We start from the raw sequence: 20,331 nt of genomic DNA, 5'->3' as shown, positions 1-20,331 counted from the left end.
GCAATCCCTCACCTTCCCCCCACAAAATTTAGAGTCATGCACCGGATTGTGAAGTCTGTCACCGCTCTGGCGGCCATAACCCTGACCCTCGTGATCGCCGGCTCGGCGGCGCTGCTCGGGCTGTACGCCTATTACGCCCCGACACTACCCGAACCGGAAGCCGTACGCGAGGTGCGGTTGCAGACACCGCTGCAGATCCGGGCGGCGGATGGCAGCCTGATGGGGGAGTTCGCGGAAGAAAGGCGCATTCCGGTGGAGATCGAGGATGTTCCCGAGCCCGTGATCCAGGCCTTTCTGGCTGCCGAGGACGAGCGGTTCTTCCGCCACCCGGGGATCGATGTCTTCGGTCTGGCGCGTGCCGCGGTCAATCTGGTGAGCACCGGGGAACGAACCCAGGGGGGCAGCACCATCACCATGCAGCTTGCCCGCAACATCTTCCTCACCCGGGACCGCACCTACGAGCGCAAGCTGCGGGAAATCTTTCTGGCCATCCGGCTGGAACGGGAACTCAGCAAGGACGAGATCCTGGAACTCTATCTGAACAAAATCTACCTCGGGCAGCGCGCCTACGGCGTGGAAGCGGCGTCACGGGTGTATTTCGGCCGCTCGCTGGACGAGCTGGAACTCGACGAGATCGCCATTCTGGCGGCCCTTCCCAAGGCACCGTCCACCACCAACCCGGTGACCAGTCCGGAGCGTGCGCGCATCCGCCGTGACTACGTCCTCGGCCGGATGCTGGACACCGGCGCCATCACCGCCGAGGAGCACGCGGCGGCCGTGGAGCGGCCGGTGATGTCGGAACGGCACACCGCACAGACCGAGATCGACGCTCACTGGGTGGCGGAGGATGCCCGCCGGATCGTCGTCAACCTCTGGGGAGAAGACGCTTATCGGCGCGGGCTGCAGGTGCACACCACGATTGACCCCGACTATCAGGAGGCCGCCAATCAGGCATTGCGCGCCGGCCTCCTGAAATATGACGAACGTCACGGTTTTCGAGGTCCGGAAACGCAGCTGTCCGACGAAGAGATGGCCACGGCCGACGCCCGCGAACGCGCCCTGAGAAACCTGGGCATACACGGACGCCTTCTCTATCCGGCCGCGGTGCTGGAGACCGGCGACGACGGCTCCCTGCGGGTCGACGGCGGCCGCATCGGGGAGGTCGAACTGACAGCCGAGGGTCTGGCATGGGCGGATTCACCGGACCTCCGGCGCGGGGACGTCATCCGGATCCGGGCGGATGAAGAATCCGGGTGGCGACTGGCACAGAAACCCGAAGTGACCGGATCGCTGATCGCCCAGTCGCCGGACGACGGCGCCATTCTGGCCCTGGCCGGTGGCTTCGACTTTTTCGACAACCATTACAACCGGGCCGTGCAGGCACAGCGCCAGCCCGGTTCGGCCTTCAAGCCGCTGGTGTATGCCCTGGCGCTGCGCGAGGGCTACCGGCCACGCAGCACGCTGGTGGACGCCCCGATGGTGTTTGATGACCCGGCCCTGGGGGCGGAATGGCGTCCGCAGAACTATTCGCGCCAGTTCCAGGGCGACACGCCGATGCAGAGCGCGCTGGCGCATTCGCGCAATCTCGCCTCGATCCGCCTGCTCGACACGATCGGCGTTGAGAACGTGCACGATCAGCTGGGACGTTTCGGGCTGGACCCGGAGCGCCAGCCGCGCAACCTTTCCATGGTGCTGGGCACCGGTTCACTCACCCCTCTGCAGCTGAACACCGCCTACGGCGTGTTCGCCAGCGGCGGGCGACTGCACAGCCCCTGGATCATCTCGCGGATCGAAACCGTGGATGGCGAGCTGCTCTATCAGGCACCCGCTCCCCGCAGCTGTGAACCGCCCTGCGACAATCCGCCCGGGCAGGACCTGACGCTGTCCACCGGCGAGACGGTTCTGCAGCAACGCGACCCGGTGCCGGTCCTGGAGCCCGGCGTCGCGTGGCAGATGAGCCGCATGCTGAAACACGTAGTGGACGCCGGCACCGGACGGCGGGCGCAGGAACTGGGCCGTTCGGACCTGGCGGGAAAGACCGGCACCACCAACGACTATCGCGACGCATGGTTCGCCGGATTCAACGGCGAACTGGTGGCGACGTCGTGGATCGGGTTCGACGACAACCGGGAGCTCGGCCGCCGCGAGAGCGGAGGGCGGGCCGCCCTGCCAATATGGACCCGCTTCATGGGGAGCGCCCTGGCGGACACCGAAGAAAGCCTTCCGGAACGGCCGGACGACCTGGTACGCGTGGGCATCCTGCCCGACGGCGGGCGCGCCCCCGACGCCGGTGACAGCCGCGCAACCACCGAATGGCTGCTCCCGCAGCAAATTCCCGAGCGTTCGCGCAGCATTCCGGGGGACGACCGCAACGGTCGCGACCAGCAACCCGAATCGGTATTTTGACGATGAGCAGCAACGGCTCCCGACTGCGTCATGAACTCGCCCAGGAAGCCGGGCGAATCCTGCTCGACGAGGGCATCCGCGATTTCGGCCTGGCCAAGCGCAAGGCCGCGGAACACCTGGGTGTGGACGCACGCCACGACATGCCGGCCAACATCGAAATCCAGGATGCCGCACTGGAACGCAGCCGGCTGTTCGCGACCGACGAGAGCCGCCAGGCGTATCGCGACCGCCTTGTGGCGGCACTGCAGGTGATGCAGCGCCTGTCGCATCTGGAGCCGCGCCTGGTCGGACCGCTGCTCACGGGGATGATCGAACGCTTCCCAGTGATCAATCTGCACGGATTCGCCGAGACTGTGGAAGAGGTGCTGATCGACCTGGCCGACCGCGGTATCCACTGCGAAACCGGCGAGCGCCGCTACCGCAGCCGGCAGGGCCGCGAGCAGCGCGTGCCCTTCATCGCCTTCCGCGGGCCGGACGACACCGAAGTCGAACTGACGATCTTTCCGCTGGACGGGATCCGCCAGGCGCCACCCTCGCCAGTGGACGGCAAACCCATGGCCCGGGCCGGGGCCGGAGAAGTGGAACGCCTCCTGACGGAGGGTCGCGAGGCGGAACGCCTCTGATGCGCCCGCACCCCTCCCGGAGCGGGAGGGGTGATTCGGTGCCGTTCCCGGCTCAGTTGGCGCGGCGGTAATTGACCACCGTGTCGACCATCGCCGCCACACGATCCGGATCGATCGCCGGGTGCACGCCGTGCCCGAGATTGAAGACATGGCCGGTGTCGCGACCGAAGCCGTCAAGAACACGCCGGGTCTCCTCGCGCACCACGGCTTCCGGGGCATACAGCACGGAGGGATCGAGATTGCCCTGCAGGGCGACACGGTCGCCGACGCGCTGCGCGGCTTCGCCGATCTCCGTCGTCCAGTCCAGCCCCAGGCCATCCGCGCCGGTGGCGGCCTGCGCCTCCAGCCAGGCCCCGCCGCCCTTGGTGAACAGGGTCACCGGGACGCGACGGCCTTCGTTCTCGCGGATCAGGCCGTCGACGATGCGCTGCATGTACGCCAGCGAAAATTCCCGGTAGCTGCGCGGTGTCAGCGCACCTCCCCAGGTATCGAAGACCATGACCGCCTGAGCCCCGGCGCGGATCTGCGCATTCAGGTACTCGGTGACCGCGTCGGCCACCTTCTGCAGCAACGCATGCATGGCCTGCGGATCGCCATACAGCAGGCGCTTGGTCTCGGCGAAATCGCGCGAGCTGCCCCCCTCGACCATGTAGGTGGCGAGGGTCCACGGGCTGCCGGCGAAGCCGATCAGCGGTACCTGGCCGTTGAGTTCGCGCCGAATCAGACGCACCGCATCGGTCACATAGCCCAGCGAATCCTCCGGGTCGGGGACCGGCAGCCGCTCGATGGCTTCCGGGCTGCGCACCGGATCGCGGAATTTCGGTCCCTCGCCGGTCTCGAAGTACAGACCCAGCCCCATGGCATCGGGGATGGTGAGGATGTCCGAAAACAGGATGGCGGCATCCAGCGGAAAACGGCGGAGTGGCTGCATGGTGACTTCGCAGGCCAGCTCCGGATTCTGGCAGAGGCTCATGAAGCTGCCGGCCTGCGCCCGCGTCTCGCGGTACTCGGGCAGATAGCGACCGGCCTGACGCATGATCCAGACGGGCGGGCGATCCACCGGTTCGCGGGCCAGTGCCCGCAGGAGGCGGTCGTTTTCAAGTTCCTGGGCCATGCAGTCCTCAGACGCCGAGGTATTCAAGAATGCCTTCGGCGGCCTGGCGGCCCTCGAAGACGGCGGTGACCACCAGGTCGGAGCCGCGGACCATGTCGCCGCCGGCAAAGACCTTCTCGTTGGCGGTCTGGAAGGCGTGCCGGCCGGATTCCGGCGCACGGACGCGGCCGCCCTCGTCGATGTCGATGCCGTGTTCGCCGAACCAGTCGGATGGTGACGGGCGGAAGCCGAAAGCCACCAGCACGCGGTCGGCGGGAATCACGTACTCGGAACCCGGCACCGGCTCGGGACGCCGCCGGCCACGCTCGTCCGGTGCACCCATCCGGGTGCGCACGACCTTCACGCCCTCGACCTTGTCGTCGCCCACGATCTCGAGCGGCTGCACGTTGAACTCGAACTGCACGCCCTCCTCGCGCGCATGGACGACCTCCTTGCGCGAGCCCGGCATGTTCTCTTCGTCACGGCGGTAGGCACAGGTCACCGAGGTGGCGCCCTGGCGAATGGAGGTGCGGTTGCAGTCCATTGCGGTGTCGCCGCCGCCGAGGACCACGACCCGCTGCCCGGCCATGTCGACGAAACCGTTCTCGTCGTGCTCCCAGCCCATCACTTCGCGGATGTTGGACACCAGGAACGGCAGGGCCGGATAGACCCCGGGCAGATCCTCACCGGGGAAACCGCCCTGCATCGCGTTGTAGGTCCCCATGCCGAGGAAGACCGCGTCGTATTCGTCCAGCAGCGCCTGGAACTCCACGTCGCGGCCGATCTCGGTATTCAGGCGAAATTCCACGCCCATTCCCTCGAGCAGTTCCCGACGGGTGCGGATCACGTTCTTTTCCAGCTTGAACGGGGGGATCCCGAAGGTCAGCAACCCGCCGATCTCGGGGTAACGGTCATAGACCACCGCCTCGACACCGTTGCGCGCGAGGATGTCGGCACAACCGAGACCGGCCGGCCCGGCGCCGATCACCGCGACCCGCTTGCCGGTCGGCACCACATCCGACAGATCTGGCCGCCAGCCGGCCTTCAGCGCCTCGTCGGTGATGTATTTCTCCACCGAACCGATGGTGACCGCGCCGAAACCGTCATTCAGGGTGCAGGCACCCTCGCACAGGCGGTCCTGCGGACATACCCGGCCACAGACCTCCGGCAGGGAATTGGTCTTGTGCGACATCTCGGCGGCGGCAAACAGATTGCCTTCCTCGACCAGCTTCAGCCAGTTGGGGATGAAGTTGTGGACCGGGCACTTCCACTCACAATAGGGATTGCCGCAGGCCAGGCAGCGCCCGGCCTGCTGGCCGGCGGTGGCGGGATCGAACTGGCCGATGATCTCGCCGAACTCGTGGATGCGGATTTCCGCGGGGGTCTTCTGGGGATCCTGGCGCGGGAGGTCCAGGAACTGCATCGGATTGGTCGCCATGGGTCAGTCGCTCCAACGAAACGGGGTCGGGGCCACAACGGCCGGAGGGCCCGGCACCGGCGCGGCAGGTCATACGAGGACTACATTTGACACGGGCCCGTCCGGGGTCAAGATTTCCCCAGTGCTGCGCGGACCTTGCCGCTGACGGCGCCCATGTCGGCACGCCCGAACACCCGCGGCTTGAGTACGCCCATCACCCGGCCCATGTCACCCGGGCCCTCGGCCCCGGTCTCGGCGATGACCTCGGCAATCACCGCATCCAGCGCGGCGTCGTCGAGCGGCTCGGGCATGTAGGCCTCCACCACGGCGATCTCCGCAGCCTCACGGTCGGCGAGATCGTCGCGCCCGCCCTGACGGTACTGTTCGATGGAATCGCGCCGCTGCTTGAGCATGCGGTTGAGGATCGCGAGCACGGCGTCGTCGTCCGCGTCGCGGCGCTCGTCGACTTCGAACTGGGAGATTTCCGCCTGAATCTGACGCAGGATCGCCAGGCGGTCCCGTTCCCGGGCCCGCATGGCCTGTTTCACGTCATCCTGCAACCGGGCCTTCAGCGACATTCGGCATCCCTCCTCGCAAGGATTCATGCGCGAGCCACGGGCCCGGTCGGGCCGGGGCTCCGCGGGGTTCAGTACAGCCGCGGCCGACGGGTCATGTCGCGCGAATTCTTCTTCAGCTGCCGCTTCACCGCGGCGGCCGCCTTGCGCTTGCGCTCGGCCGTGGGCTTCTCGTAGTACTCGCGGCGGCGGACTTCGGCCACCACGCCGGCCTTTTCACAGGTGCGCTTGAAACGGCGCAGGGCAACCTCGAAGGGTTCGTTTTCGCGGACTCGAACGTGCGGCATACAATCTCCGGTTACAGCATTGGTTTCGACGAAACGGTGTACGTTAAGCCATGGCCGGCGCACACGCCCGCCATGCAGAACGGAGCATGATAATCCAGGACAGCCCCTTTGGAAAAGTCCCGTGATTCGACGCACAGGTTCACGAGCCTGACTTACGAGCACGCGACGTGCACGCTATGATGACTCCATGGAAATCTTGAACGTCGAACTGGGCGAACGCAGCTACCCGATCCACATCGGCCCCGGCGAGGCCGCGCGGGCCGAGCATTTCGCTCCGGTGCTGGAGGGGCGGCGGGTCGCAGTCGTCACCAACAGTACCGTGGGGCCACTGTATGGCGAGCGCCTGCGCGCCAGCCTGACCGCGGCCGGAGTGCGCGGCGAGCCCCTGTGGATCGAGCTGCCCGACGGCGAATCGCACAAGACGCTGGCGACGGTCGAACAGATCCTGACCCGGCTGCTGGAGGCCCGCTTCGACCGCGGCAGCCGCATCGTCGCGCTGGGGGGTGGCGTGGTGGGCGACATCGCCGGTTTCGCCGCCGCGATCTACCAGCGCGGCATCCACTTCGTTCAGGTCCCGACCACCCTGCTGGCGCAGGTCGACTCCTCCGTGGGCGGCAAGACCGGGGTCAACCACCCGCTGGGCAAGAACATGATCGGGGCCTTCCACCAGCCACGCTCCGTGATCATCGACACCGACAGCCTGCAGACCCTGCCGGCGCGGGAACTGCGCGCCGGCCTGGCCGAGGTCATCAAATACGGCCTGATGCAGGACGCGGATTTCTTCGCCTGGCTGGAAGAACACCTCGACCGCCTGCTCGCCCTGGAACCCGAGGCGCTGGCCCACGCCATCCGCCGCTCCTGTGCCTGCAAGGCCGAAGTAGTCGCCGCGGACGAACGCGAATCCGGCCGCCGCGCCCTGCTCAACCTCGGCCACACCTTCGGGCACGCCATTGAAACCGGCATGGGCTATGGCGCCTGGCTGCACGGCGAGGCGGTAGGCACCGGCATGGCCATGGCCGCCCGGATGTCCGCGCGCATGGGCTGGCTGGAGCCGGCCGACGCCGCGCGCGCCGAGGCCTTGATCCACCGCGCCGGCCTCGACACCCACCCGCCGGCGGAACTGGATGCCACCCGCTTCCGCGAACTGATGGGGATCGACAAGAAGGTCAGCGAAGGGCGCCTGCGGCTGGTGCTGCTGCGCGGGCTGGGCGCCGCCGAACTGACCGCCGAGTTCGACGACCACGCGCTGCAACACACCCTCGACGAGACCGCCCGTGCCGCCTGAGACCGCCTCGATCGCCCGCACCCCGAACGGCGTCGGCCTCGCCCCGTGGGCGGCCGACCCGGAGCGGACACGCGGCCGCCGGCATCCGGAAGACGCCCCGCGCCACCGCAGCGAGTTCCAGCGTGATCGCGACCGCATCGTGCATTCCAGCGCGTTTCGCCGCCTGGAGTACAAGACCCAGGTATTCATCAGCCACGAGGGCGACCTGTTCCGCAACCGCCTCACGCATTCGCTGGAGGTCGCGCAGATCGGGCGTTCCGTCGCCCGCGCCCTGGGCCTCAACGAAGACCTCACCGAGGCGGTCGCGCTGGCCCATGACCTGGGCCACACCCCGTTCGGCCACACCGGGCAGCACGCCCTGAACGACTGCATGCGCGAACATGGCGGCTTTGAACACAACCTGCAGTCGCTGCGGATCGTGGACCACCTCGAGGCGCATTACGCCGACTTCGACGGCCTCAACCTGACCTTCGAGACCCGCGAGGGCATCCTCAAGCACTGCTCGCCGGAAGACGCCCGCATCCTGGGCGAGGTGGGCGTGCGCTTTCTGCAGCGCGGCCAGCCATCGCTGGAGGCCCAGCTGGCCAACGTCGCCGACGAGATCGCCTACAACAATCACGATGTCGACGACGGCCTGCGCGCCGGCCTGCTGCAGCTGGACCAGCTGATGGAAGTCCCGCTGTTCCGCGACTGCCTCGACGCGGTGCGCGCGCGCTACCCGAGGCTGGAGGCCCGCCGCGTACAGCACGAAACCGTGCGGCGCATGATCGACACCCTGGTCCAGGACCTGGTCACCACCAGCCGCCACGCGATCGAGAGCAGCAGCCCGGAATCGATCGACGCCGTGCGCGCGGAGAGCGGTCCGCTGATCCGCTTCAGCCCGGAGATGGCCGAACGCAACCGCACGCTCAAGACCTTCCTGCGGGAAAACCTCTACCGGCATCACCAGGTCCATGGCGTAATGCACAAGGCGCGCCAGATCATCCTTGACCTGTTCGCCGCCTTCGACCGCGACCCGCGCCTGATGCCGGAGCACTACCAGCGCCACGCCCGCGCCCTGAGCGAGGATGATCCGCATGGACAACAACGCGCCATCGCCGACTACATCGCCGGCATGACCGACCGTCACGCCATCCGCGAACATCACCGCCTGTTCGACCTCGGCACCCTGACCTGACCGCCATGGCACTCCGCGACCAATGCCTGGAACAGCTGGGCCTGCGCACCGACCCGTTCGCGGAGGTGCCCGACGCGGACTTCCTGTACACCGATCCGCTGCTGGACGGTGTCCTGGAATCCGCACGACAGGCTCTGGAGCACCCCGGTGCCGTGGTTCTGCTGACCGGCGACAACGGCTCCGGCCGCAGCCTGCAGCTGATGCGCCTGCTCGGCATGCTGCCCGAGGGCTACGAACTCATCGCCTTCAAGGCACGCATCAACACCCATTTCGAGTCGGTAGACCTGACCATCCGCAACTACCTGCGCTCGCAGAACGCGGATGACCCCGATCGCTCGCTGACCGAACTGCTCGCCCAGCGGGTGGTCGACGGATTCGTACCGGTGATCGCGATGGACGACGCCCACCTGGTGGGCACCGACATCGTCAACAACCTGCTGCGCATGCGCTCGGAGATCCTCGAGCAGCATGGTCGCGCACCGCGCATCGTACTGGTCGGCGGCGCGGGACTCCTGCGCCGCCGCCTGTACCTGCCGGACCCGGGAGACGAGGACCAGCTGACCCGCCTGAGCCTGCGCGCGTTCAACCTCGAACAGACCGCCGCCTACCTGCGTCATCGCCTGCTGGCCGCCGGCGCCGAAGACCCGGATGCACTACTCCCGCGCGAGGCCGTGCAGCGCCTGCAGACCGACAGCCAGGGGCTCGCGGGCGCCCTCAACCGCGAGGCGCGGATCCTGCTGGAAGCGAAATGTCGCCCGACACCGGGCACGACTGCGCCCCCCGCGGGCGCGTCCGCCGGCCAGGCAGCCACCGCCAATGCCGGGGATGCGCGGGATGCTGCGGAATCCGCGTCGCCATCCGGAGCGGCGCCGTCCGGCACCCGCCCCGAGGAGCAGGCCGGTGCTCCATCCGGAGCCGAACCCGCCCCCGGAGAAAGCCTCCGCGCGAGCCGCGACGGCGACGATTTCACTCCGGCCGCATTCGCCCTGCGCGGCGAGCGCGACGCCTCGGACGCCGACGCGGAAACGACAGCGGAGGAGCCGGCTCTCGCACCGGCCGAAGCACAACCGTTCTGGAACCAGCGCTGGTTCGTTCCCGCCGTAGCCGCCACCGTGGCCTTCGGGATCGCCGCGCCGCTGCTCTGGCAACTGCTGACCGGCTCGCCCGAGCATGCCCCGGAACACGAGGAACGGGTGGAACTGCCCCTGCCGGAACGCCCGGACGAGCGGGAAGCGGCCCCGGATCCGCCCCTCGAAGCGGAAGAGCCGTCACCGGAGATCGCTCGGCTGGAACCGGAGCCCATCCTGCCCCCGCCAGCCACCGACGAACCGGCGGAGACACCGGAAGAGCCGGGCCCGCCCCCCGAAGCCGAGCCGGAGCCCGAACCGGAGCCGGAGCCGGAACCCGAGCCGGAGCCGGAGCCGGAGCCGGAGCCGGCCGATCAGACCACCGAAGCCCTGGCCGACGCCGAGGGCGACGACGAGCGCCTGCAAGGCGACCTGGAATGGCTCGAGGGTCAGGATGCCTCGCGCATGACCATCCAGCTGGTGGCCGCGCCGGACATGGACACCGCGCGCGAATATGCCGAGCGCCACAACCTCGGTGGCATCCGCTACATCCCCACCCGCACGGGCGGGAACGACTACGTCGTGATCCTCGCCGGCGCCTTCCCCGACCGGGGCGCTGCGGAACAGGCGGCTGCCGAGCTGCCGGACAGCGCCCGGGACGCCGGCACCTGGATTCGCTCCATCGGTTCGGTCCAGGAGGCGGCCCGCCGCTGACCCCCCCGGGCAAGGCTGTCCACTCCACCTGCGCGTGTAATTGCACCCTCCGGTTTGCCGGAACACGATCATTCCGGTATATTCCTGCGCCCCTTTTTCCAGCCTGGTGCATACGCACCACGACCGGAGGCCTATCGATGCAGCAGACCCGACTGACCGGCACCCTCCATCGCCCCGAATTCGAACGCGACAATTGCGGATTCGGCCTCATCGCACACATGGACGGGCAGGCCAGTCACTGGGTACTGGAAACTGCAATACGGGCTCTCGAACGGCTGACACATCGCGGCGCGATCGCCGCCGACGGCAAGACCGGCGACGGCTGCGGCCTGCTGATGCGGACCCCCGAACCGTTCCTGCGCCAGCTCGCGGATGAAGCCGGCATCGCGCTGGCGGAACGCTTCGCTGCCGGCCTGGTGTTCATCAACCCCGAGGCGATCGCCGAGACCCGCGCCGCGGTGGAAGACGCCCTCGACCGCGGCGGCCTGACCCTGGCCGGATGGCGCGAAGTCCCGGTCGACCCCGAAGCGTGCGGGGCGGAAGCCCTGCGCACCCAGCCGCACATCCTCCAGCTGTTCGTCAACGCCCCGGGGGAGATGGACGGCGACGCCTTCGAACGCGCCCTGTACGTCGCGCGGCGGCGCGCGGAGATGGCGATGGCTTCGGACCCGGTGTTCTACGTGCCGAGCCTGTCGGCGCGGGTACTGTCGTACAAGGGTCTGGTGATGCCGGCCAACCTGCCGGTGTTCTACCCCGACCTGCAGCGCCCGGAGCTGGAAACCGCGATCTGCGTGTTCCACCAGCGCTTCTCCACCAACACCTGGCCGCAGTGGGGCCTGGCTCAGCCGTTCCGTTTCCTCGCGCACAACGGCGAGATCAACACCGTGCAGGGCAACCGCAACTGGGCGGTCGCGCGCCAGCACAAGTTCGCCAACGAACTGCTTCCCGAACTGGCCGAGCTGGAACCGCTGGTCAATCTGGAAGGTTCCGATTCGCAAAGCCTCGACAACATGCTCGAGGTTCTGCTGGCCGGCGGCATGGACCTGTTCCGTGCGATGCGCCTGCTGGTCCCGCCGGCGTGGCAGAACGTCGCGCACATGGACCCGGATCTGCGCGCGTTCTACGAGTACAACTCCATGCACATGGAGCCCTGGGATGGCCCGGCCGGCATCGTGCTGACCGACGGCCGCTACGCCGGCTGCACCCTGGACCGCAACGGCCTGCGCCCGGCGCGCTACGTCATCACGAAGGACCGCCACATCACCCTGGCCTCGGAGATCGGCGTGTACGACTACGCCCCCGAGGACGTGGTCGCCAAGGGCCGCCTGAAGCCCGGGCAGATGCTGGCGGTGGACACCGAAACCGGCGAGCTGCTGCAACCCGAGGACATCGACCAGATCAACCGCAAGCGTCAGCCCTACCGCCAGTGGCTGCGCGCGCAGGTGCATCACCTGAAGAGCCAGCTGGATGACAATCAGCTGTTCTCCGGCGAACCCATGCCGGCGGCGCGTCTGGAGACCTACGAGAAACTGTTCGACGTCACCTTCGAAGAGCGCGACCAGGTCCTGCGCGTGCTGGCCGAGGCCGGCCAGGAGGCCGTCGGCTCGATGGGGGACGACACCCCGTTCGCGGTGCTCTCGCAGCAGACCCGTTCGCTGTACGACTACTTCCGCCAGCAGTTCGCCCAGGTCACCAACCCGGCGATCGATCCGCTGCGCGAGAGCATCGTGATGTCGCTGGAGACCTGCTTCGGCCGCGAGCAGGGGCTGTTCGAGGAAACCCCGGAACACGCCCACCGGCTGGTGGCGGATTCCCCGGTGCTGTCCGAGGTGAAGTTCCGCGAGCTGTGCAATCAGACCGAAGATGCCTTCCGCGTGGAACGGCTGGACCTCAATTACGACCGCCAGAGCCTCGACCTCGAATCGGCGATCAAGCAGCTGACCGAAAATGCGGTCCGGGCCGTGCGCGATGGCGCCGTGATCCTCGTCCTGTCCGACCGCGCGATCGACAGCGAGCGCCGGCCGATCCCCGCGCCGCTGGCGGTAGGCGCGGTGCATCACGCCCTGATCGCCGCGCGCCTGCGTACCGACGCCAACATCGTCATCGAGACCGCCACCGTGCGCGACCCGCACCACTTCGCGGTACTGATCGGCTATGGCGCGACCGCGATCTACCCCTATCTCGCCTACTCCGCGCTGCACGGCATGAGCGAATCCGGGGAGATCCCCGGGGTGGACGCCCTTACCCTGGCGCAGAACTATCGCAAGGGGATCAACAAGGGCCTGTTCAAGATCCTCTCCAAGATGGGCATCTCGACCATCGCCAGTTACCGCGGGGCCCAGCTGTTCGAGATCGTCGGCCTCGCGGACGAGGTCGTGGAGACCTGTTTCAAGGGCAGCACCAGCCGCATCCGGGGCACCCGCTTCGCCGATATCGAGGAAGACCTGGACATCCTCGCACAGCGCGCCTGGAATCCACGCAAGGCGCCGCGCCAGGGCGGGCTGCTGAAGTACATCCACGGCGGGGAATACCACGCCTACAATCCGGACGTGATCCAGACCCTGCACCGCGCGGTGCAGTCCGGTGACTACGGGGTGTACCAGGAATACGCGGCATTGGTGAACGAACGTCCGGTGGCGACCCTGCGCGACCTGCTCAAGCCGCGCGAGGACATCGAGCCGATCGAAGTCGACGAGGTCGAGTCCGAGGCCGACATCCTGCCGCGTTTCGACTCCGCCGGCATGAGCCTGGGCGCGCTGTCGCCGGAGGCCCACGAGGCTCTCGCCACCGCGATGAACCGCCTCGGCGGGCGCTCCAACTCCGGCGAGGGCGGCGAGGCCGTCTCCCGCTACGGCACCGAGCGCATGTCCAAGATCAAGCAGGTGGCCTCCGGCCGCTTCGGCGTGACCCCGCACTATCTGGTCAACGCCGAGGTGCTGCAGATCAAGGTCGCCCAGGGCGCCAAGCCCGGCGAAGGCGGCCAGCTGCCGGGCCACAAGGTCAACAAGATGATCGCCGAGCTGCGCTATTCGAATCCGGGCGTGGCCCTGATCTCGCCGCCGCCGCATCACGACATCTATTCCATCGAGGACCTGGCGCAGCTGATCTTCGACCTCAAGCAGGTCAACCCGGATGCGCTGGTCTCGGTGAAGCTGGTCTCCGAGGCCGGTGTCGGCACCGTGGCCGCGGGCGTGGCCAAGGCCTATGCCGACCTGATCACCATCTCCGGTTACGACGGCGGCACCGGCGCCAGCCCGCTGACTTCGGTCAAGTACGCCGGCACGCCCTGGGAACTGGGCCTGGCCGAGACCCACGCGACCCTGCGCGGCAACGACCTGCGCGACAAGGTGCGCCTGCAGACCGACGGCGGCCTGAAGACCGGGCTCGACGTGATCAAGGCCGCGATCCTCGGTGCGGAGAGCTTCGGCTTCGGCACCGGCCCGATGGTCGCGCTGGGCTGCAAGTACCTGCGCATCTGCCACCTGAACAACTGTGCGACGGGTGTCGCCACGCAGGACAAGGTGCTGCGCATGAACCACTTCATCGGCCTGCCCGAGATGGTCATGCACTACTTCCAGTTCGTCGCCCGCGAGACCCGCGAGTGGATGGCGAAGCTGGGCGTGCGCAGCCTGACCGACCTGATCGGCCGCACCGACCTGCTCGAAGTCCTGCCGGGCGAAACGCCCCGGCAGCAGCACCTGGCCATCGACCGCCTGCTGGAGACCGGCGACCTCGACGACAAGCCGCGCTTCTGCAAGGAGCCGAAGAACGAGCCGTTCGACAAGGCCGAGCTGGCAGAAAAGATGGTCGCCGACATGCTCGACGCCATCGAAAACAAGGCCGGTGGCGAGCACCATTACAAGTGCAGCAACACCGACCGCTCCATCGGCGCGCGGCTGTCCGGCGAGATTGCCCGGCGCCACGGCAACCAGGGCATGGCCGAAGCCCCGCTGCAGGTACGCCTGCAGGGCACGGCCGGGCAGAGCTTCGGCGTCTGGAACGCCGGCGGCCTGCACCTGTACCTGGAAGGCGACGCCAACGACTACGTCGGCAAGGGCATGACCGGCGGCAAGCTGGTGATCCGCCCGCCGGAAGGTTCGGGCTTTGCCAGCCAGGACACCACCATCATGGGCAACACCTGCCTGTACGGCGCGACCGGGGGCAAGCTGTTCGCCGCCGGCCAGGCCGGCGAGCGCTTCGGCGTGCGCAACTCCGGGGCCATCGCGGTGGTAGAAGGCATCGGCGACCACGGCTGCGAATACATGACCGGCGGCGTGATGACCATCCTGGGTGGCACCGGGGTCAACTTCGGCGCCGGAATGACCGGCGGCTTCGCCTTCGTGCTCGACCGGGAGAACGACTTCCCCGACCGCATCAACAACGAGCTGATCGACCTGCACCGCCTCGACACCGAGGACATGGAGGCCCATCGCAACTATCTCGAGGAACTCATCACCGAGTTCGTGCACGAGACGGACAGCGCCTGGGGCCGCCAGATCCTCGAACAGTTCGACAGCTGGCAGGGCTCCTTCTGGCTGGTCAAACCCAAGGCCGCCGAACTCAGCGGTCTGCTGGCCAACCTGCGCCAGGCGGCCTGAGCGGGCCCGGCCAACGGACGTTGACCTGTCACGGGCCCCGCAAGGGGCCCGTTCTGTTTGCGGGCGGAGCCGTCACGCCCGGGCGGCATCGTGCGCCACTGGACGCGGCCTGCCCGCAGCGCAATACTGGGAGGCAGTCACGGCATTCGTGGTACGGAGGCAGCCGATGGGAATGGCCAACGCCCGGGCGTTCACGCCGGTGGACGAATACCTGCAGGGAGAGCTGGAGACCGAGATCCGGCACGAATACGTCAACGGCACCGTCTATGCCATGGGCGGGGCCAGCCGCAATCACAACCTGATTGCCGGAAACTTGTTCGCTGCCCTGCACGCCGCCCTGCGCGGCGGTCCGTGCCAGACCTTCATGGCCGACATGAAGGTGCATCTGCGCCTGGGTGACGACGAGCTGTTCTACTATCCCGACGTCATGGTCGGCTGCGACCCGGACGACCGTCACCGCTACTATCTCGAGCGGCCTCGGGTGATTGCCGAGGTGGCCTCGCCGGCCACCGAACGCCTCGACCGTCGGGAGAAACTGCTGGCCTATACCCGGCTCGACAGCCTCGCCACCTACCTGATCGTCGAGCAGCAGCGCCCGGCGGTCCAGGTCTATCGGCGAAACGCCGGCTGGGCCGCGGAATACCTCGGCGCCGAGGACCGCCTGGAGCTCCCCGAGCTGGAATGGAGCCTGCCCGTGGAGGAGCTCTACACCGGCATCGACCCCGACGCCGTCGCCGAGGACTCCGCCCCGCCATACCGCTGACCCCGCGCCTGATCGGCCGGAGGGCCGGCCTCCCACGGCCCGGGCCCGCCCCCTGTGTGGGTGGGGGGTAGGAGCGCAGCCCTCTGCGCGATACGGCGCTCCAACCGCTATCTCCGGCGGGCCAATGGTCCCTGCGGATGCGGGCGCGGTATCATGCTCGGCCACGCCCCGGCCCCGGGGCGGACTCCCCCGTCCGGCGACGAGGACCATGGCAGGCCGTATCCCGCAGGCATTCATCGACGAGCTGCTCGAGCGCACCGACATCGTGGAGGTGGTGCGCCGGCGCGTCAGCCTCAAGAAGGCCGGCAGCGAATACGCCGCATGCTGCCCGTTCCACGGCGAAAAGACCCCGTCGTTCTACGTATCCCCGCAGAAGCAGTTCTACCACTGCTTCGGCTGCGGCGTGCACGGCACTGCCATCGGTTTCCTGATGGATTACGAGAACCTCAGCTTTCCCGAGGCGGTGGAACAGCTCGCCGAACAGGCTGGCCTGGAGGTCCCGCGCGAAAACGACGACGGCCCGCGCCAGGACACCACCGGGCCACTGTACGCCGCGCTGGAGGCCGCCGCGGACTACTACGTCCGCCAGCTGCGCGAGACCCCGCGCGCGGTCGACTATCTCAAGAACCGCGGCATCGACGGCTCCACCGCCCGCGATTTCCGCCTCGGCTGGGCGCCGAAATCGGGCCTGCTGCAGACCCTGTCGGAGCGCTTCTCCCCGCAGCAGCTGGTGGATGCCGGCCTCGCCGCGCGCCGCGACAACGGCGACCTGCGCGAACGTTTCCGCGCCCGCATCATGTTTCCCATTCGCGACCGGCGCGGGCGTGTCACCGGCTTTGGCGGGCGCCTGATCGACGACGGCGAGCCCAAGTACCTCAACAGTCCCGAGAGCACGGTCTTCCACAAGGGACAGACCATCTACGGCCTGTTCGAGGCCCGCCGCGCGCAGACCCGGCTGGATCACCTGGTGGTGGTCGAGGGGTACATGGACGTGGTCGCGCTGGCCCGCAGCGGCTACCACCAGGCCGTCGCCTGCATGGGGACGGCCCTGGGGCGCAGCCATTTCGACGTGCTGTTCCGCCAGGTCGGCCACCTGACCCTGTGCTTCGACGGTGACGCCGCCGGACGCCGCGCCGCCTCGCGCGCGCTGGAACAGGCACTGCCGGTGATGCAGGGCATGCGTGAAGTCCGTTTCCTCTTCCTGCCCGAGGGCGACGACCCCGACAGCCTGGTGCGCCGCGAGGGCCTCGCCGCCTGGGAACGGCTGCTGGAACAGGCCCTGCCGCTGTCCGAGGCCCTGGTGCGGCTGCTGCGCGAAGAGCACCCCACCGAGACTGCCGAGGGGCGCACGCATTTCGCCCACGCCGCGGTGCGCCGCATCGCCACCGCACGCGATCCGCTGTTCCGCGAACTGCTGTGCGAACGCGTCGCCGAGGAGAGCCACCTCCCACGCGAGCGCCTGGAGGAACAGCTGCAGGCTGCCGCCTCCGCCGACGCCGGTTCCGCACGCGGGCCCGGACCCGCGTCGGGGGCCAACGCCCCGCCGGCCCACGACCCGGAGATGACCGCCCGGCCACCGGCCGGCACCCCCTCACGGAGCGAGCCGGCCGGCGCCGGCGGTCGCCGCAGCTCGTCGCTGTGGGCCGCACTGCTCGCGCGCATCCTGCAGCACCCGGAACTGGACTGGGACACACCCGCCCTGCGCGAGCTGGCGGCCGCCAGCGGCGAGGCTTCCGGCACCCTCGGCCGACTGCTGGAAGCCCTGGGCGAGCAGCCGCGGCCGGATACCGCGCGGCTGCTGGAACGATTCCGCGAACACCCGCGCTTCGAACGCCTGCTGTCGCTGGCCAGCGCCGAGCTGCACGACGGCGAACACGGGATGACCCGTCAGGTCGCACTGGACGCTGCCGACCAGCTGCTGCGGCGCCACTGCCGCGAACGCATGCGTGAACTCACCGCTTCCGGGAGTCTGGATACGGAACAACGCGACGAACTCGCGCGTCTCACCTCCATCCTGCAGGGCTGAAGGCGAGACCGCGCCGCAGCCACAGCCGCAGCCGCAACCCATGGCCCCTTGAAATCCCCGTTCGTGCCCGCATCCACTTGATTGCACGAACCATTTTTCGCGCGCCTCACGGGGCGAGCAATATAAGACACTTCTGCTATAATGCAGGGTTCACTTTTCGAAGCCGAACGACGAACCTCGGAGATCAGATCGCGATGAACCGTGAAGAGCAGCAATCCCAGCTCAAGGAACTCATTGCCAAGGGCAAGGAGCAGGGATACCTCACGTATACCGAGGTGAACGACCACCTGCCCGAAACCATCATCGACTCCGATCAGGTCGAAGACATCATCGCGATGATCAACGACATGGGCATCGAGGTCCATGAACAGGCGCCCGATGCCGACAGCCTGCTGCTGTCCGACGGCTCGGTGTCCGCCGACGAAGACGCCGAGGACGCGGTCGCCGCGCTGGCCTCCGCCGACAGCGACTTCGGCCGCACCACCGACCCCGTGCGCATGTACATGCGCGAGATGGGTACCGTGGAGCTGCTCACCCGCGAGGGCGAGATCCGCATCGCCAAGCGCATCGAAGAGGGCCTGATGCAGGTCCTGTTCGCGCTGGCCCACCATCCCGGTGCGATCGACAAGCTCATCAAGGATTACGACCAGATCGTCGAGAACGGCAGCCGCCTGACCGACCTGGTGGTGTCCTTCATCGAGCCCGACGGCACCAATGGCGAGGCCGTCGCCCGTGGCCTGGCCGAAGAGGTCGACGTCAAGGAGCAGCCTCAGCCGAAGAAGGAAGAGGCCGCCTCGCCCGAACTGGACGCCATCTCCGAGGCCGTGGACGAAGCCGACGAAGAGGCCGGCGAACCGGTGGACAACGGCCCCGACCCGGAAGAAGCCCGCCAGCGCTTCGAGAAACTGCGCGAACTGCACGCCCGCGCCCACGCCGCCTTCGAGGCCGGCGACATGGAAGCGTATGCCACCGCGCGCGAGGCAACCGCGAAGTACTTCATGGAGTTCAAGCTGGTGCCGCGCGTGGTCGACCAGCTGACCCAGGAACTGCACACGACCATCGACCGGATCCGCAAGCACGAACGCCGGATCATGGACATGGCCGTGAACCAGGCGCATATGCCGCGCAAGACCTTCATCGACGGCTTCCCGCGCAACGAGACCAACCTCAACTGGATCCAGGAAGTCCAGAAGGAAGGCAAGGGCAAGTACGTCAACGCCCTCGGTGATCTCGAGGACGACATCGTGCGCACGCAGAAGAAACTGGCCGAGATCGAGCGCGAGGCCAGCCTCAGCATCTCCGAGATCAAGGAGATCAACCGCCGCATGTCCATCGGCGAGGCCAAGGCCCGCCGCGCCAAGAAAGAAATGGTCGAGGCCAACCTGCGCCTGGTCATCTCCATCGCCAAGAAGTACACCAACCGCGGCCTGCAGTTCCTCGACCTGATCCAGGAAGGCAACATCGGCCTGATGAAGGCGGTGGACAAGTTCGAATACCGCCGCGGCTACAAGTTCTCGACCTACGCCACCTGGTGGATCCGCCAGGCCATCACCCGCTCCATCGCGGACCAGGCCCGGACCATCCGCATCCCGGTGCACATGATCGAGACCATCAACAAGCTCAACCGCGTCTCCCGCCAGATGCTGCAGGAGATGGGCCGCGAGGCCACGCCGGAAGAGCTGGCCGAGCGCATGGAGATGCCCGAGGACAAGATCCGCAAGGTGATGAAGATCTCCAAGGAACCGATCTCCATGGAGACCCCGATCGGCGACGACGAGGACTCCCACTTGGGCGACTTCATCGAAGACGAAAAGGTCGCCTCCCCGACCGAGTCCGCCGCGCAGGAAAGCCTCACCGAGGCCACCCGCGAGATCCTGTCCACGCTGACCCCGCGCGAGGCCAAGGTCCTGCGCATGCGCTTCGGCATCGACATGAACACCGACCACACCCTGGAGGAGGTCGGCAAGCAGTTCGACGTGACCCGCGAGCGCATCCGCCAGATCGAGGCCAAGGCCCTGCGCAAGCTGCGCCACCCGACCCGCGCCGAACTGCTGCGCACCTACATGGACGCCGAATAACCGGTACCTCGCGCCCGTCCCGCAGACGGGCCGCCCCTCCACTATGCGGCGCCCTGCCCCCTCGGGGTAGAATGGCGCCGCATCCGTTTGCGGCCCCGCTGCGAACCCACCCGAGCACCCGGGCCTGTAGCTCAGTTGGTTAGAGCAGGGGACTCATAATCCCTTGGTCGTCGGTTCGAGTCCGACCGGGCCCACCACTCGCTTGCGCTCGCGCCGGGCAGG

General features: G+C 67.9%; 13 protein-coding genes and 1 tRNA gene. 10 read left to right on the top strand and 4 right to left on the bottom strand.

Annotated features, from left to right (window positions below; translation table 11 throughout):
- Window positions 1–36 precede the first annotated feature (36 nt).
- Window positions 37–2,406 carry a penicillin-binding protein 1A gene (locus D577_RS0106900; RefSeq protein WP_018946789.1) on the top strand — a complete coding sequence of 790 codons (2,370 nt, stop codon included), beginning with the start codon at window positions 37–39 and terminating at the stop codon, window positions 2,404–2,406.
- 2 nt (window positions 2,407–2,408) lie between these two features.
- Window positions 2,409–3,029, top strand: a complete 621-nt coding sequence (locus D577_RS0106895) for a hypothetical protein (protein ID WP_018946788.1) — start codon at window positions 2,409–2,411, stop codon at window positions 3,027–3,029.
- Window positions 3,030–3,081: 52 nt separating this feature from the next.
- Here D577_RS0106895 and hemE read toward each other — a convergent pair whose 3' ends face one another.
- From hemE to rpsU, 4 genes are all read right to left on the bottom strand, one after another.
- Window positions 3,082–4,143: a uroporphyrinogen decarboxylase gene (gene hemE, locus D577_RS0106890; RefSeq protein ID WP_018946787.1), complete on the bottom strand. Its 1,062-nt coding sequence runs from the start codon at window positions 4,141–4,143 to the stop codon at window positions 3,082–3,084.
- Between the two features lie 7 nt (window positions 4,144–4,150).
- The gene (locus D577_RS0106885; protein WP_018946786.1) at window positions 4,151–5,560 is read right to left on the bottom strand and encodes an FAD-dependent oxidoreductase; all 1,410 of its coding nucleotides are present in this window, start codon (window positions 5,558–5,560) and stop codon (window positions 4,151–4,153) included.
- 107 nt (window positions 5,561–5,667) lie between these two features.
- On the bottom strand, window positions 5,668–6,117 hold the full coding sequence (locus tag D577_RS0106880) for a GatB/YqeY domain-containing protein (RefSeq protein WP_018870998.1): 450 nt from the start codon (window positions 6,115–6,117) through the stop codon (window positions 5,668–5,670).
- A 68-nt stretch (window positions 6,118–6,185) separates the two neighbouring features.
- On the bottom strand, window positions 6,186–6,401 hold the full coding sequence (gene rpsU, locus D577_RS0106875) for a 30S ribosomal protein S21 (RefSeq protein ID WP_018870999.1): 216 nt from the start codon (window positions 6,399–6,401) through the stop codon (window positions 6,186–6,188).
- 187 nt (window positions 6,402–6,588) lie between these two features.
- Between rpsU and aroB the strand changes: the two genes are divergently transcribed.
- The 8 genes from aroB (at window position 6,589) to D577_RS0106835 (ending at window position 20,306) form a co-directional block, all read left to right on the top strand.
- The gene (gene aroB / locus D577_RS0106870; RefSeq protein ID WP_018946785.1) at window positions 6,589–7,686 is read left to right on the top strand and encodes a 3-dehydroquinate synthase; all 1,098 of its coding nucleotides are present in this window, start codon (window positions 6,589–6,591) and stop codon (window positions 7,684–7,686) included.
- The gene (locus D577_RS0106865; RefSeq protein ID WP_018871001.1) at window positions 7,676–8,863 is read left to right on the top strand and encodes a deoxyguanosinetriphosphate triphosphohydrolase; all 1,188 of its coding nucleotides are present in this window, start codon (window positions 7,676–7,678) and stop codon (window positions 8,861–8,863) included. Before aroB ends, D577_RS0106865 begins: the two co-directional genes overlap by 11 nt.
- A gap of 5 nt (window positions 8,864–8,868) precedes the next feature.
- Window positions 8,869–10,644, top strand: coding sequence for an SPOR domain-containing protein (locus D577_RS0106860; protein WP_018946784.1), 1,776 nt, complete (start codon window positions 8,869–8,871; stop codon window positions 10,642–10,644).
- Window positions 10,645–10,781: 137 nt separating this feature from the next.
- Window positions 10,782–15,242: a glutamate synthase large subunit gene (gene gltB, locus D577_RS0106855; protein WP_018946783.1), complete on the top strand. Its 4,461-nt coding sequence runs from the start codon at window positions 10,782–10,784 to the stop codon at window positions 15,240–15,242.
- Between the two features lie 166 nt (window positions 15,243–15,408).
- Complete coding sequence (locus D577_RS0106850) at window positions 15,409–16,005, top strand: Uma2 family endonuclease (protein ID WP_018946782.1); 597 nt, start codon at window positions 15,409–15,411, stop codon at window positions 16,003–16,005.
- Between the two features lie 208 nt (window positions 16,006–16,213).
- Window positions 16,214–18,031: a DNA primase gene (dnaG, locus tag D577_RS0106845; RefSeq protein WP_026288957.1), complete on the top strand. Its 1,818-nt coding sequence runs from the start codon at window positions 16,214–16,216 to the stop codon at window positions 18,029–18,031.
- Between the two features lie 194 nt (window positions 18,032–18,225).
- Entirely contained in the window at window positions 18,226–20,109 is a 1,884-nt protein-coding gene (rpoD, locus tag D577_RS0106840; protein ID WP_018946780.1) for an RNA polymerase sigma factor RpoD, read from the top strand.
- 120 nt (window positions 20,110–20,229) lie between these two features.
- Window positions 20,230–20,306, top strand: a tRNA-Ile gene (locus D577_RS0106835).
- Window positions 20,307–20,331: the final 25 nt, after the last annotated feature.

Origin of the sequence: Thioalkalivibrio sp. AKL17 (assembly GCF_000377885.1) — a bacterium.
GTDB lineage: Bacteria > Pseudomonadota > Gammaproteobacteria > Ectothiorhodospirales > Ectothiorhodospiraceae > Thioalkalivibrio > Thioalkalivibrio halophilus.
This window is presented reverse-complemented; position numbering and strand designations above follow the sequence as displayed.

Bases quoted from the DNA above. Each gene is read 5' to 3' on its own strand.
- dnaG (WP_026288957.1), top strand. From the start codon at position 16,214: ATGGCAGGCCGTATCCCGCAGGCATTCATCGACGAGCTGCTCGAGCGC.
- gltB (WP_018946783.1), top strand. From the start codon at position 10,782: ATGCAGCAGACCCGACTGACCGGCACCCTCCATCGCCCCGAATTCGAA.
- D577_RS0106880 (WP_018870998.1), bottom strand. From the start codon at position 6,117: ATGTCGCTGAAGGCCCGGTTGCAGGATGACGTGAAACAGGCCATGCGG.
- D577_RS0106885 (WP_018946786.1), bottom strand. From the start codon at position 5,560: ATGGCGACCAATCCGATGCAGTTCCTGGACCTCCCGCGCCAGGATCCC.
- D577_RS0106860 (WP_018946784.1), top strand. From the start codon at position 8,869: ATGGCACTCCGCGACCAATGCCTGGAACAGCTGGGCCTGCGCACCGAC.
- rpoD (WP_018946780.1), top strand. From the start codon at position 18,226: ATGAACCGTGAAGAGCAGCAATCCCAGCTCAAGGAACTCATTGCCAAG.
- rpsU (WP_018870999.1), bottom strand. From the start codon at position 6,401: ATGCCGCACGTTCGAGTCCGCGAAAACGAACCCTTCGAGGTTGCCCTG.
- D577_RS0106850 (WP_018946782.1), top strand. From the start codon at position 15,409: ATGGGAATGGCCAACGCCCGGGCGTTCACGCCGGTGGACGAATACCTG.
- hemE (WP_018946787.1), bottom strand. From the start codon at position 4,143: ATGGCCCAGGAACTTGAAAACGACCGCCTCCTGCGGGCACTGGCCCGC.
- D577_RS0106900 (WP_018946789.1), top strand. From the start codon at position 37: ATGCACCGGATTGTGAAGTCTGTCACCGCTCTGGCGGCCATAACCCTG.
- aroB (WP_018946785.1), top strand. From the start codon at position 6,589: ATGGAAATCTTGAACGTCGAACTGGGCGAACGCAGCTACCCGATCCAC.
- D577_RS0106895 (WP_018946788.1), top strand. From the start codon at position 2,409: ATGAGCAGCAACGGCTCCCGACTGCGTCATGAACTCGCCCAGGAAGCC.